Origin of the sequence: Nocardia cyriacigeorgica (genome assembly GCF_010868145.1) — a bacterium.
Taxonomy (GTDB): domain Bacteria; phylum Actinomycetota; class Actinomycetes; order Mycobacteriales; family Mycobacteriaceae; genus Nocardia; species Nocardia cyriacigeorgica_D.
Genome location: NZ_JAAGUY010000001.1, coordinates 25,395 through 38,513 on the forward strand (window position 1 = coordinate 25,395; position 13,119 = coordinate 38,513).

The following is a 13,119-nucleotide window of genomic DNA, read 5'->3' on the forward strand; positions in this document are numbered from 1 at the left end:
GGTAAGCACATACGAAGGATGCTTGCTAGTGGATATGTCGACATCGCTGCTGGAGCAGATTCACGCGGGCCTGTCCGAAACCGAACTCGACACTCGGCTCACCGAGGCGCTCGAACGGCACGAGATCACCCATGCCACGGCCGCTGCCGCCCGCGGAATCCACCGCAGGCTCGCCGAACGGCGCGACCGCGAGGAACTGCTGCGAGTACTGCACGGCACCGCAACCGACCTGACAGGCATCCGTGACGTGGAGGCGGTGCTCAAGGCCATCGTGCAACGCACCAGGTCGCTGACCGGCAGCGATATGGCCTACATCAGCTTGAACGACTACCGGGCTCGCGAGACCTACATCCGCAAATCCGACGGCGTGATCACCCCCGATTACCGCACGATCCGGATGCCGATCGGCACCGGGGTGCTGGGCAAGGCTGCCGCGGGTCTTTCGCCCTATCAGTCGGCTGATTATCTGACCGACCCCGACATCGTGCACCTGCCGCAGATCGACGCCATCGTCCGCGCAGAGGGTGTGCGCGCCATCCTGGGTGTTCCGCTGAACCTGCACGGCAGTGTGATCGGTGCGCTGCTCATCGCGGACCGATCGCCGCGCCGCTACCCGAACACGCTGATCGACCTCATCGACACCGTGGGCAAACATGCCGCGGTCGCGCTGGACAACGCCGAGCGCTTCACCGAAATCACCACTGCGCTCGACGACCTCGCCAAGGAACAGGACACCCACATCAGCCGGGTGCGCCATCTGCAGGATGTCATCTCACTGGACGAACGGCTGATCGAAACGGTGGTCGGCGGCCGCGGTCTGGACGGCTACGTCGAACTCGCCCATCAGGTCCTCGCGGCTCCCGCGGCGGTTCTCGACCCCGCCGGTGGAGTGCTGGCCGCCCACCCGGCCCATGATGGCCGACCGTCAGGCGCGTGGTTCGACGCAGTCACCGCGATGGTCGACGGCGCGGAGTTCGCCGGCGCCGTCGCGACCGGGAAACCACGATCGGTGCACGGTGCCACCCTGGTCCCCGCCAAGGCTGGTGGTACGCATTTGGCGACGCTGGTCCTCGCAGGCGAGATTCCGGCGGCGCAGGGTGGATTGCTCGAACGCCTCGCGATCTTCCTGACCGTGCTGCGGCTGTTCGATCAGGCCGCCCATGATTCCGCGCAACGGATGCAATTCGAGGTACTCGACGACATCCTGTCCGGGCGCGCGGTGGCGCCGGAGCAGGTGCAGCGGCGGGCCGCCCGTTTCGGTCTGCGTTCCGATGATCGGCTGACCTGCCTCGTCATCGACACCCACGGCGCGGACTACCGGCGAATCGAAGGGCACGTCAGGGGTGCGCTCGGGCGGATCCGTGCGTTGGTGGCCGACCATGCCGGGCATATCTGCGTGCTGGCGGCCGATGGCGCACCCGCCGTGGCCTCACTGGAACAGGAGTTCGCGGCGAACGGTGTCGTCGCGACCATCGGGTTCGCTGGTCCGGCAGTGGGATTCGACGCTGTGGCGGCCATCCACACGCAGGCCGAACGGGCACTGTCGACATTGATCGTGCTGGGCCGGGCCGGTGAGGTTCTCGACGGCGCCCGCCTCGGCGCGGTCGGGCTGTTGCTGGACGCGGCGGGCACGCTCGGCCGGGACTACGACCCGCTCGGCGAGATCCGGCCACTGCTCGCCTACGACCGCGACCACGGCACCGCACTCACCGAGACGGCCTGGACGTTCCTCGAAAACAACGCCGGGCTCGTCGACACGGCCGCCCGGTTGTTCATCCACCGCAATACCGTGCGGCAGCGGCTGGCTCGGATTGCCGAGTTGCTCGGTGACGACTGGCTCGCCGGTACTCGTCGCCTCGACCTCCACCTCGCCTTGCGCATCTGGAAGCTGCAAACCACTCGGTGACCCAATAATGGCAGTTTCTGCCACAAAGGCGTAGGGTGCGGGTATGGCACGGAAGCCATTGGAACCAGAAGCGCTGGTAGCGATATCCCGCACCTGCGCGGACCTGTTCGTCCGCGCGGGCGGCTCATCGCCCACCGTGGCCGCGCTGGCCACCGAGGCCGGGCTCGCCGAACGCAGTTTCTACCGCTACTTCCCGACCAAGGAAGACAGCCTCCGTCCGCTGTTCGACGACGGCAATCACGCCTTCGCGCAGGCCATCGAGGCCCAGTCCGCCGAGGACGGTTTCGGCGAGGCGCTCGTGCACGCCTTCGAACGCACCTTCGCCACCTCGGACGACGAGCAGTCACGCGCGATCATGGCGACCGTGTTCGCCGATCCGGCGCTGCGTCGGGTGTGGCTGGAGGCCAGTTATGAGACGGCCGCGATCATCCGTCCTGGGGTCGCACGCCATATCCGGGCCGAGGAGTCGGCCGTCGAAACCACCGTCGCCTGCGGTCAGGCGGTGCTGTTCGTCATTGCCGGACTGACCCACATGGTGCGCGACGGCCTGTCCTCCAGCGAGGCAGCCGCTGCCGTCGCCCGCGCCATGTTCGGGCGCCCCGACATCCCGAGCGGTGCGGCCTCCGCACCGCGAAACGAAAGGAACATCAATGGATCTCGCTGACAAAGTCGTTCTGGTCACCGGCGGCGCCCGTGGCCTGGGTGAAGCCTTCGCGCGCGGCATCGTCGCGGCGGGCGGGCAGGTGATGATCGGCGACCTGCTCGACGACGAAGGCGCCGCCGTCGCCGACTCCCTCGGCGACAAGGCCCGCTATGTGCACCTCGACGTCACCGATTCGGCCGGCTGGCAGGCCGCCGTAGACGCCACCGTCGCCGCGTTCGGCAAGCTGAACGGCCTGGTCAACAATGCGGGTATCTCGGCGTCGGGACAGACGGTGGCCGACGAACCGCTCGACACCTTCCAGCGCATCATCCAGATCAACCTGGTGGCCGTACACACCGGCATCCATACCGCGGTGCCCGCCATGCGCGCGGCGGGTGGCGGCTCGATCATCAACATCTCCTCGGCCGCCGGTCTCATCGGTATGGCATTGACCAGCGGATATGGTGCCGCGAAATGGGGCGTGCGCGGCCTGACCAAGGTTGCCGCGGTGGAACTCGGACGCGAGAACATCCGGGTCAACTCGGTGCACCCCGGCATGGTCTTCACCCCGATGACCGCTCCCACCGGCATCAGTGCCGAACCGGGCGCCTTCCCCAACAATCCCTTCCAGCGCGTCGGCCGCGCCGAAGAACTCGTCGGTGCCGTCACCTACCTGCTCAGCGACGCCGCCTCCTACACCACCGGCGCCGAACTCGCCGTCGACGGCGGCTGGACCGCGGGTCCGTCACTGGAGTACATCCTCGGCCAGTGAGCCGGACCGATCCCACCCGCCGGTGATCAGGGCCGGCGGGTGAACTGGTCGAAGGGGTCGGAGCTGTCGACGCCCTACGCCTGGCGGCGGATGGAATGGCCGACCTCGAGCACCCGCTCGATCCGCTACGGGGCTGCCGCGCTCTTTCGATGCTCCGCCAAGGCCGCGCGAACGGATTCGGCTATCAGTTGTTCCGAGTATCGCGGGATGGTGGTGCCGGAGCGCAGATGTCGGCGAACCACCGAGTACGGCAGGTCGAGGACGATCATGATGATCAGCTCACGTCCGCGGGCGGTGTCCAGACCCAGGCGGCGGGTTAGTTCGCGGACAGTACCCATCACACGGCGATTCATGCGTTCCAGTCGCTGTTGTTGCTCCGTTGGCCAGTGGGGTTCGTCGAAGTCCGCTGTCTTGTACAAAAGAACTGCTGCATCGTGCGGGTTGTCCCGGCACCAGGCGACAATGTGCCCGGCACCCGATTCGGCCGCTATTGCGGCGTCGTCGCCGGTGATGGCGGCGATGAACCCTTCGTGGAAACGTTCCAGCGCACGTAGCCAGAGCGCGGCGAGCAGGGCCGGGCGATTCGGGAATCGGTGATAGACCGACCCGCTGGGAGCTCCGGCTTCGCGTGCAACCGCGGTCATCGTGACTCCCGTTGGACCTGCTGTGGCGGCAAGGAGGGCGGCGGCGTCGAGTAACCCGTCGGCATCATGCACTGCGGGTCTGCCCATGCGAATCCATCCAACGTTGCGGGTCGTGGAGTGGTGATACGCACCGCCCTCCGATAACAGTCGTCGAAAGCAACCTAGCATCGACGGAGGTCAGGGCTGGAATCTCAGTCGATCCATCGTTGTCGGCCAGCCGGTGGTTGCGCAGTCGGGAACTCTTCCGGTGCGCCGAGTGAACGGTTGAGAAAATCCAAGACGAGCTCGGTGTAGCGCTTCCGGGCGAGCTTCAATCCTTCGAGATGCCCGGCGTCGGGCAGTATCTCGACCTGGAATCGGGGGTAGCGGGCGGCCATGCCGCGTACGGATTCAGGAGTGGTTATCGAGTCGTTCTCACCACAGATGAGCAGTGCGGGAACCTGCTCGGCCGCGGGTGTCACCGTGGGGGGCCAATCGACACCCAACATCGCCAGCCCAGTCGTCGCCATCGCCGATCGCGTGGCGAAACCAGCGTAACCCTCGGCGAATATGCCCGGGAGTGGTAGTGCGCCGGCGACGAGAAAACGTTCGAACAGGGCCCGTCCGTCGTCCACGGGGCCACTGTCGCAGATGATCGCGTCGACGGCGAAATCTGGGCGAGTCAGGGCGTGCACCGACGGAAACGTGGAGAACGAGAAACCGAACAGTGCGATCTTCGCGTCACGAAACTCGGGTGTTGCACGCAGCATCGCGACTACCTCGACGATGTCGCTGGTGAATTTCTCGCCGAGTCTGCGGAAACCGTAGTGGAAGCTGCTGGCGCCGTGGTTGCGGTGATCGAACAGGCACACGGTGTAGCCCGCCTTGCGGAGGAACTTCGCATGCGTCAGGGACGCGGATTTGCTCAGTCCGATGCCGTGGCCGAGTACGACGACACGGTCGCGAGCGCCCTCGCACAACCACAGGTGAATGCGCCCTCCGGAAGGAAGCTCGACAATTCGCTCTGTCGCGTGCAGTTCGAAATCCTCTGGTCTGCGGTGGTGAGCTCGGCGTGGTGGGTGATACATCCGAAAGCCGAGTGCGGCACCGTAGGCGGCTCCGACCGGTGTGGCAAGGATGGAGAGCACCTTGTTCGTACTAGAACGAGGGTTACTCACAGAAGAGTTCCTTCCTGGGATGACCGAGGCGGGTGGTGGTGTCGTCTGTATCGAGCACGTCGTTCATCGGAGTTGGTGATCATCTCCGTCGAGATCGACCAACCCCTCATGACAGCTGGGGTATCGGGGCGTCCAGCCGAGCTCCCTTTTCGCTTTGTCATTCGACAAACGGATGCTGGTACCGACCATGAGCCCATGGAGGTAGGGGACGGGGCGTAGTAGCCAGCTGGGAATACGCCGCGGTTCTCGAGCATTCGACGCCCGTGCGATCGCGCGAATGTAGTCGTCGAATCCGAGTGGGCAGTCGTCGGCGATGTTGTATGCCTCACCGCCGCAGCCGTACTCGAGCGCCGCGACGGTCGCGGCGGCCGCATCGGTGATGTGGACCGGCGACGTAACGCCGGCACGTGCTGGGACCGGCAGTCGCCGGGCATGGGTCAATGCGGCGAAACGGCGGGTGGTGGGCTCCGGACCGTAGAACAGGCCGTAGCGCAGGGCAATACCGTCGATCCCTTGGGCCGCGAATACCTGATCCTCGTTCGATCGCATCGATCGCAGGTGGCGATCGAAGGGCGTCCCGTCCGGCCGGCCGAACAAATGTTCCTCGGTGACAGGCTCGCTACCGTGGTCACGGTAGCCATAGCCCAGGAAGAACGACTGGGTGAGGAACCGTCTTGCCCCCACGGCCTCGGCCGCATGCAACAGGTGCGTTGTACCGGTGTCACGCAACGCGTTGGTGGCGTCGAGTCGCGTGTGCGTGGTGGGGATTCGGCTGAGTGCGGTGGCCTGGTGGATCACTGCGTCGGCGGTACGACCCCCGAGCGCTGCCAGCAGCCTCTGCTCGTCCAGCACATCGGTCACGACGGCTTCCGCGCCGATGGCCGTCAGCCGGTGTGCGCCCTCCTGCTGGCGACACAGGCCGATGACCGTGTGTCCTGCGGCGATCAACTGAGTCGTCAGGGTCATACCCAAAGCGCCGGTCGCACCGGCGACGATTACTTTCATGTCACTTTTCCTTACGCTGGTTGAGGATTCGCACGCGTACGCCGAGCGCCGCAATCGCGATCACGGAGGCAGATCCCAGCGTCCAGAAATCCGAGCCGTTGCCGCCGAGGTCGGCATCCAGTGCGTGGTTGAGGGCATGGAAGGTATTGGCGAAGGCGAAGCCGATGAGCACGACCGCCAGTGCGTCTCGCCACCACAGCGCGCACAGCATCATCAGCCCGATGCCCAGCTGGAAAACACCTGCGTCATGAAGAAAGTGCACGTGGTTGGGCCAGTTCGCCCACCGGGCGAACCCCGCCGGGTCCACCCGCATCCAAGCGCCGAACACCAGCATCGTCGCCGAGCAGATCACCGTCGCGATCGTCACGAAGCGTCCGGAAGGCCGGACTCTCCGCATGCCGTCCGCCGTCATCGCATCACCTCACTTTCTGGAGACCAACCTCTAAAACGGTAATAGTTGATGGTCTCTAAAAGTAGTGTGACCTGCAACACGATGGCGAGCCATTGGGTGTGACTCCATTCATGCCATCTCATGTATACGGGTCCGTATGTATGAAGCTACGCTCGAGCATACGGCAGCGTATGTATGGATGGCATGTGCGGCGACGTAACGCTCGCCGCGTGAGTGCCCCGACGGAGCCGACTGGTTCCGCGAAAACGACGAGGAGGTCACATGATCAAGTGGGCGGGGTGGCTCATTGTGCTGTTTCCCGGAATCGGGCACACAACGGGCGCACTTATCGAGACGGCGCCGAACCACGCAGAGGCATGGTTCGACGGAACAGGATGGGTGGCGGATGCCAACGCGTTGGATCACGCCGAAGCCGCGTTGTGGTACACGGTGTACAGCTTCGGCGTGCCGTTTCTCGTGATCGGCCTGATGGTGCTGTGGCTCGACCGCCGCGGAGTCACACCGCCGGCATTCCTTGCTTGGCTGGTGGCCGGTTGGACACTGGTGACCGTGGCGGTCGGCGGCCCCTCGCCGTTGCTGGTCCTTCTGATCGTCGCCGGTCTGCTACTCGCCGGTTCCCGACGCGAGGCACGCCACGATAGGCCCGGAAGACCTGCCACGCTGTCCATTCCAACGAGCTGAACCCGGCGCGGCGACACCGGGCGACGTGCAGGGCAGATCGACAACGGCTTCCCAGCTCTCGGCAGGTGTGCTGCACGCGAATCCGATGGCGGCGTGGCCTCTTAGGCCGCACACGCATCATCGTGACGTGACTCCGTCGGCCCCCGACCAGCGTCTGGACCGGGGGCGCTAGGTACGTCGAAAGCTCGGTGGGAGGCAATCACGAACTCATCGACGCTGTTCCAACCTCCGGATCAGTTCGTGCACCTTCTGATCGGCGGCCAGCCGACTGTCCAGCACGACGTTCACCGCTCCACGCAGCAGCGCGTAGGGCTCCCAGCCGATGGGCGCGATCGTGCGGGCTGCGCGGCGGGAGATCCCGTCGGCGATAGTGCGGGCGGCCTGTTCGGCGGTGATCCGGACGTTCAGCGGCCACGGCAGCATGGCGTCCAGTTCGGTGCCGAGTTCGTCTTTGTCGAGCATGTCGTGAGTCATCGCGGTCTCGACCACACCGAAGTAGGCGATGCCCGCGCTGGCTCCGACGGCGGCGAGTTCGACGCGCAGAGCCCGGCCGAACTGCTCGACGGCTGCCTTGCTCATCATGTACGGTGACCCACCCATGCCCGGCGCGAACGCCGCACACGACGACACCACGACCACATGGCCTTTCGCCGCGATGACCTCATCGAGCGCGGGATGGACAGTGTTGAACACGCCGGTCAGATTGATGCCCATGACGCGATCGAATTCGCGCGGATCCATGGTGCGCACGGTTGCGGGGGCCGGCGTCACACCGGCGTTGGCGACGACGATGTCGAGACTGCCGAAGTGGTCGACGGCACGGGTCACCGCCTTCGCCATCTGCGCCCGGTCGGCCACATCGGCGCCGATAGCGAACGCCCGCGGACCGAGCGCACGAGCCGCCGATTCTGCTGCCGCCTCATCGATGTCCACCAGCACCAGCGAAGCGCCGCGACGGTACAGGATCTCGGCCAGTTCGAGCCCGATCCCTTGGCCTGCTCCGGTGATCAGCGCGGTTCTTCCGGCGATAGCGAGACTGCCGGTTCTGCGGAACGGGTTGAGCGTCGTGAGATCCATCAGACCGTCACCTCGTAGGACGTGGCGTCGAACCTGCTGGTTCGACGGCGATATTCGAAACTCCAGTTGGGGTACAAGCCCGAGTTCCGGCCGTCAGGGGTGGTGTAGTAGCTGGTGCAACCACCGGTCAGCCACACGGTCGAGGCGCTACGCTCGGCCATCTCGCGCAGGAACGCGTCCTGGACGTGTTTGCGCACCTCGATGCGCCGGGCGCCGTTGTCCCGCATCGTCTTCAGTGCGTCGACGATGTAGGTGATCTGCGATTCGATCATGTAGATCGCCGACTGATTGCCTGCCGCTCCGAAGGGGGCGAGGGTCGCGAAGAAGTTCGGGAACTCCGCGATCGTCGTACCGAGGTACGACTGTGGGCGCTGCTGATGCAGATCGGCGATGGATCGGCCCTTCCGGCCGACGAATCGGTCGAAAACCGAAGGTAGGGGATCGAATCCGGTGCCGTAGATGATGGTGTCGACCGGAATCTCCTCGCCGGCCCATGTGACGATCGAATGCGGCCTGACCTCGGCGATCGGATCGGTGACCACATCGACATTCGGCTGATCGAGAGCCGGGAGATAGGCGTCGGAGAAAATGGCGCGTTTGCAGCCGATCATGTAGTCCGGCGTCACCTTCTGCCGCAACGTCCGGTCGCGGATCTGGCGGCGCAGCTGGATACGGCCGAGCAGCTCGTACGGATGGCGGAACCGGTTGTCCACGAAGCCCACCAAGCCGAAGCTCTCGATCAGGGTGTACCAGGTGCCGCGGACGGCCTTCTGCGTCAGTGGGACGCGGTCGAGCAACACGCGTTCGAGCGTCATGGTGCGCCGATCCATCCGCGGCACGATCCACGGAGCCGAACGCTGGAAAACGGTGAGCCTGCCCACCTTCGGCTGGATCTCGGGCACGAACTGCACTGCCGACGCACCGGTGCCGATCACGGCGACGCGCTCACCGGTCAGATCGTGGCCATGATCCCAGTGCAAGGAATGGAAGCTGGTGCCTGCGAACGTTTCCAGCCCGGGCAGCGACGGATACTTCGCTTCCGAGAACACCCCCGCCGCCGAGATCAGGAAGTCGGCGGTGAGCATTCCGCGTGAGGTGTCGATCCGCCAGCGCGACAGCCGCTCGTCCCACTGTGCGCCGAGCAGCTCGGTGTCGAACCGGATATGGCGCACCACATCATATGTCGTCGCCACCGTCCGCAGGTACTCGAGGATTTCCGGTTGCTTGCCGTAGGTGCGTGACCAATCCGGGTTCGGTGCGAATGAATAGCTGTACAGATGGGAGGGCACATCGCAGGCACAACCGGGGTAGGTGTTGGCCTGCCAGGTGCCGCCGAGATCGCCCGCGCGTTCCAGGACGACGAGGTCGTCGAAACCGGCCTCGCGCAATTTGATCGCGAATCCGATACCGCCGAATCCGGCGCCGACGATCGCGATGTGGGTGTGCTCGGTGCGTGCGGGCATGGTGGTCGACTCCTCGTCGGGTCGCGGGGGCTCGTCGGGGCCGACGAGCGTGCGCGGTGTGGTCATGGCGGGCCGTGTTGCGGGTCAGAGATCGATCAGCAGGGTGTCGCCGGCCGCACGGGACACACAGGTGAGCATCTGGTCGCCGCGTTCGGCGGGGGTCAGTGCCCGGTCACGGTGGTCGACCTGCCCGTCGAGCACACCGACCCGGCAAGTACCGCAGAAACCCTGCTGGCAGGAATAGACGACATCGGGCACGGCTCGGCGGATGGCGGCCAGCGCGGTTTCCTCGGCGCCCACCCGCACGGTGGTGCCGGTGCGGGCCAGGGTGAGTTCGAATGCCTTGCCATCGGCGACCGGCAGTGCGGAAAAGCGTTCGGTGTGTAGCGAACCGGTCGGGTTCAGGCCGAAGAAGTCACGGTGGGCCGAGGCCAGAACCGGTGGCGGTCCGCAGACGTAGACGGCGGCGCCCGGGGCGGCCTGTGCGAGCAGTTCTGCGATACGCGGTGTGCCGGCTTCGTCGTCAGGGCGGATGTCGGCATGGCCGGGGACTTCGTCGAGGAACGGCATCGACGCGCGCGACCGGCCCAAATAGATCAGCCTCCCGCGCGTTCCGGCGGCCTTCGCCATCGGCAGGATCGGGGTGATCCCGATTCCGGCGGCGATGAACAGATAGGACGGAGCATCGACGAAGGTGAACGCGTTGCGTGGGCCGCGTACGTGGATCGGGTCGCCGGCGTGCAGCACGTCGTGGACTTCGACCGAACCGCCGTTGCCGTCGGCGAGGCGGCGCACCGCGATCCGGTAGTTGAACGGATCTGCCGGGTCGCCACAGAGCGAGTACTGACGTTGCCTGCCCGACGGCAGGAAGACGTCCAGGTGCGAACCCGGTGTCCAGGACGGCAGCCTGCCACCGTCGGCAGCGCGCAGAGTGAGCCCCCGGACGTCCTCGGCCTCGGTGGTCATGGCGTCCACGACGAGCGTCATGTCGAAGCCGTATCGCCGCAACGGCTTCGGCCGCGACAACAGCGGTGCTGCGGGACCGGCGACGAAGACATGTTTGTACAGATCGACCGCAGCGGCCAAGGCGCGCAGGCTCGCCGGCGGAGCGGGGCGGTGCATCACCATCACCAAGCCCCGAGATGATCGGCACCCGATGCGGACGCACTCGCCGCTCGCGCCGCGGGCGAATGGGCCAGATACCGCAAGGCGTTGTCCATCGAACCCAGTTGCGAGGGGTGGAAACTCGGCCGCAGGTACCGCGGCATCTCGGTGAAGAACACCGTCCAACTCGGAATGACGCCCCGCGCGGTCGCGCTGACGAACTGCAGTGGCCAGAACCGGCCCTTGTTCTTGGACGGATCCTTCCGGTACAGGTACGCGGTCGACACGATGAACAGCGGCAGCAGCGTCGCGGTGGCCAGTAGCGCTGTCCGCGCCCGCCGGGCGTAGCTGCCGTCCAGATGCATGTAGGCGTCGAATACGACGCTGCGGTGCTCGACCTCCTCGGCGCCGTGCCAGCGGACCAGATCGAGCATCGTCGGGTGCATCCCCTTCTGCTCGAGCACCTCCGCCTCCAGCAGCCACTCACCGATCACCGCGGTGAAATGCTCCATTCCGGCGAAGAGTCCGAGACGCTCCTGCAGCCAGGTTCGTTTCGCGCGCCCGGTGAGCCCGTGATCGCCGAGTATTCGATCGACCAGCCACGCCACCGCTTCGACGTATCCCTGCGCGTCCAGTCCGAGCGATTGCAAGTGTGTGCGAGCGCCTTCGTGGCTGCCCGCGTGCATCGTCTCCTGTCCGACGAAACCCTGCACTTCTTCGCGTAGCCGCTGGTCGTCGATGTGTGGCAGCGCCTCGGCCAACGCCATGGCCATCGCACGCTCGCCCTCGGGTAGTACCAGATGCATGACATTGACGATGTGAGTGGCGAGCACTTCGCCGGGGATGTAGTGCATGGGCACCGAATCGAAGTCGAAGTGCACGTCGCGGGCGTGAATCGCGTGCGCTTCTTCCTGGTACGGACGCTTCGTTGCGTCGATCTCCGCCATGCGCTCGACGGTACAGCGCAACAAAAAGCTTTGCAATGTTGCGGCAACAAAATCTCTGCAAATGTTGCACAACGCGCCGGGGTTGCTACCGTTGGGCTGTGACCACCGCGGCAGCCAGCACAGACGCCACCGATTCGATCGAATCGCGGATCCTCGATGCCGCGCTGGTGCAGTTCGCTCAGCTCGGCTTCAAGAAGACGACGATCGAGGACATCGCCCGCAAAGCGGGCGTCGATCGCGTCACGGTGTACCGGCGGATCGGATCGCGCGATGACGTCGTGCGCGCGGTGACCCTGCGGGAAGTCAACGCCGTCCTCACCGAACTCGACGAGGTCGCCGACCGCAACGACACCCTCGACGATCTCGTCGCCGACATCTTCGTCACGATCGTCACCCGCTGGCGCGAACATCCGCTGGTGCAACGAATGCTGACGCTCGAGCCCGATCGCGTACTGCCGCAGCTCACCACCGAAGGCGGTCCGGCGTTCATCGTGTCGACCGCCGCGGGTACGGCGGCGATACGCAAGGTGATCGAGCGCGGCATGCTGCCGGAGCCAACCGATCTGGACACTCGGGTGGAGGTCGCGTGCCGGTTCGTGCACTCGCTTCTGCTGCAACCCGCGGGAACCATTCCGCTCGACACCGACGAGCAGCTGGCCGAATTCGCGCGAAGATACCTGGTGCCCATCGTCACCGGCTGAGCGCGCCGCGAGCGATGAGGAAATCGTCGACGATGCGCATGCGCTGATCCGGTGATGATGGGCCGAGTCCGACCATTCGCGCGAAGATCAGCGGGCCGATCAGTTGGGTGATGGCCAGGGTGAGGTCGAAATCGCCGAGTTCGGCGCGGGCATCGGCGGTATCGAGGACACGATCGAACGGGACCCGGTACTGCTCGATCAGCCGGTGGCGCAGCGTTGACAACTCGCCGGTGTCGGCATTCTCGGCACCCGTGGCCAGCCAAGCGAGAGTGGACAATTGCAGCGGAGCCTCGCGGATCACACCGGCTTGGCGTTCGAGCAGGACGATCAGCCGTTCACGTAGGGGCCCGGCCGCGGGCGTGTCGATCACCGGTGGCAGCAGGCGTTCGAGCGTGGCGGCGCGCAGTTGGGCCGCACCGTCGAAATGCCGGTACAGCGTGGTTTTGGCGACCTTCGACATGCGCGAAACGGCTTCGACGGTGACCGCCTCGAGGCCGTCGGTCTTCAGCAGTGCGGCGGCGGCATCGAGCAGCCGTGCGCGCGAGCGGGCGCGGCGCGGATCGGTGGAGTCGATGTCGTCGGCGGGACCGGTCATGGTTCGTAGCAT

Annotated in this window: 14 protein-coding genes; 5 read left to right on the top strand and 9 right to left on the bottom strand. The window is 65.7% G+C overall.

Going from position 1 to position 13,119, the window contains the following annotated elements; translation table 11 throughout:
* The first annotated feature begins 34 nt into the window (after positions 1 to 34).
* From GV792_RS00155 to GV792_RS00165, 3 genes are read left to right on the top strand one after another with little or no spacing between them, the layout of a single operon-like run.
* Positions 35 to 1,906, top strand: a complete 1,872-nt coding sequence (locus tag GV792_RS00155) for a helix-turn-helix domain-containing protein (RefSeq protein WP_256673741.1) — start codon at positions 35 to 37, stop codon at positions 1,904 to 1,906.
* Positions 1,907 to 1,949: 43 nt separating this feature from the next.
* Positions 1,950 to 2,570, top strand: coding sequence for a TetR/AcrR family transcriptional regulator (locus GV792_RS00160; RefSeq protein WP_163821531.1), 621 nt, complete (start codon positions 1,950 to 1,952; stop codon positions 2,568 to 2,570).
* Positions 2,557 to 3,321 carry an SDR family oxidoreductase gene (locus tag GV792_RS00165; RefSeq protein WP_163821533.1) on the top strand — a complete coding sequence of 255 codons (765 nt, stop codon included), beginning with the start codon at positions 2,557 to 2,559 and terminating at the stop codon, positions 3,319 to 3,321. The genes GV792_RS00160 and GV792_RS00165 overlap by 14 nt, the downstream gene beginning before the upstream one ends.
* A 125-nt stretch (positions 3,322 to 3,446) precedes the next feature.
* Here GV792_RS00165 and GV792_RS00170 read toward each other — a convergent pair whose 3' ends face one another.
* The 4 genes from GV792_RS00170 to GV792_RS00185 all read right to left on the bottom strand — a co-directional run bounded on the left by GV792_RS00170 (position 3,447) and on the right by GV792_RS00185 (position 6,539).
* Entirely contained in the window at positions 3,447 to 4,133 is a 687-nt protein-coding gene (locus GV792_RS00170) for a TetR/AcrR family transcriptional regulator (RefSeq protein WP_306043598.1), read from the bottom strand.
* A 23-nt stretch (positions 4,134 to 4,156) separates the two neighbouring features.
* A complete protein-coding gene (locus GV792_RS00175) occupies positions 4,157 to 5,122 on the bottom strand; it encodes an alpha/beta hydrolase (RefSeq protein ID WP_163821536.1) in 966 nt (321 codons plus the stop codon).
* A gap of 63 nt (positions 5,123 to 5,185) precedes the next feature.
* Entirely contained in the window at positions 5,186 to 6,127 is a 942-nt protein-coding gene (locus GV792_RS00180; protein ID WP_163821538.1) for an NAD-dependent epimerase/dehydratase family protein, read from the bottom strand.
* 1 nt (position 6,128) lies between these two features.
* Complete coding sequence (locus GV792_RS00185; protein ID WP_256668271.1) at positions 6,129 to 6,539, bottom strand: hypothetical protein; 411 nt, start codon at positions 6,537 to 6,539, stop codon at positions 6,129 to 6,131.
* Positions 6,540 to 6,800: 261 nt separating this feature from the next.
* Between GV792_RS00185 and GV792_RS00190 the strand changes: the two genes are divergently transcribed.
* Positions 6,801 to 7,220, top strand: coding sequence for a DUF6463 family protein (locus tag GV792_RS00190; protein ID WP_163821540.1), 420 nt, complete (start codon positions 6,801 to 6,803; stop codon positions 7,218 to 7,220).
* A gap of 207 nt (positions 7,221 to 7,427) precedes the next feature.
* Here GV792_RS00190 and GV792_RS00195 read toward each other — a convergent pair whose 3' ends face one another.
* The 4 genes from GV792_RS00195 to GV792_RS00210 form a co-directional block, all read right to left on the bottom strand.
* The gene (locus tag GV792_RS00195; RefSeq protein WP_163821542.1) at positions 7,428 to 8,297 is read right to left on the bottom strand and encodes an SDR family oxidoreductase; all 870 of its coding nucleotides are present in this window, start codon (positions 8,295 to 8,297) and stop codon (positions 7,428 to 7,430) included.
* Entirely contained in the window at positions 8,297 to 9,760 is a 1,464-nt protein-coding gene (locus tag GV792_RS00200; RefSeq protein ID WP_163822158.1) for a flavin-containing monooxygenase, read from the bottom strand. The genes GV792_RS00195 and GV792_RS00200 overlap by 1 nt, the downstream gene beginning before the upstream one ends.
* Before the next feature lie 84 nt (positions 9,761 to 9,844).
* The gene (locus GV792_RS00205; protein ID WP_163821544.1) at positions 9,845 to 10,882 is read right to left on the bottom strand and encodes a PDR/VanB family oxidoreductase; all 1,038 of its coding nucleotides are present in this window, start codon (positions 10,880 to 10,882) and stop codon (positions 9,845 to 9,847) included.
* Positions 10,883 to 10,887: 5 nt separating this feature from the next.
* A complete protein-coding gene (locus GV792_RS00210; protein ID WP_163821546.1) occupies positions 10,888 to 11,811 on the bottom strand; it encodes a metal-dependent hydrolase in 924 nt (307 codons plus the stop codon).
* A 98-nt stretch (positions 11,812 to 11,909) separates the two neighbouring features.
* Between GV792_RS00210 and GV792_RS00215 the strand changes: the two genes are divergently transcribed.
* On the top strand, positions 11,910 to 12,512 hold the full coding sequence (locus GV792_RS00215; RefSeq protein ID WP_163821547.1) for a TetR/AcrR family transcriptional regulator: 603 nt from the start codon (positions 11,910 to 11,912) through the stop codon (positions 12,510 to 12,512).
* Here the strand turns inward: GV792_RS00215 and GV792_RS00220 are convergent.
* Positions 12,502 to 13,107: a TetR/AcrR family transcriptional regulator gene (locus GV792_RS00220; protein WP_163821548.1), complete on the bottom strand. Its 606-nt coding sequence runs from the start codon at positions 13,105 to 13,107 to the stop codon at positions 12,502 to 12,504. The two genes, GV792_RS00215 and GV792_RS00220, sit on opposite strands and share 11 nt — an antisense overlap.
* Between the last annotated feature and the right edge of the window lie 12 nt (positions 13,108 to 13,119).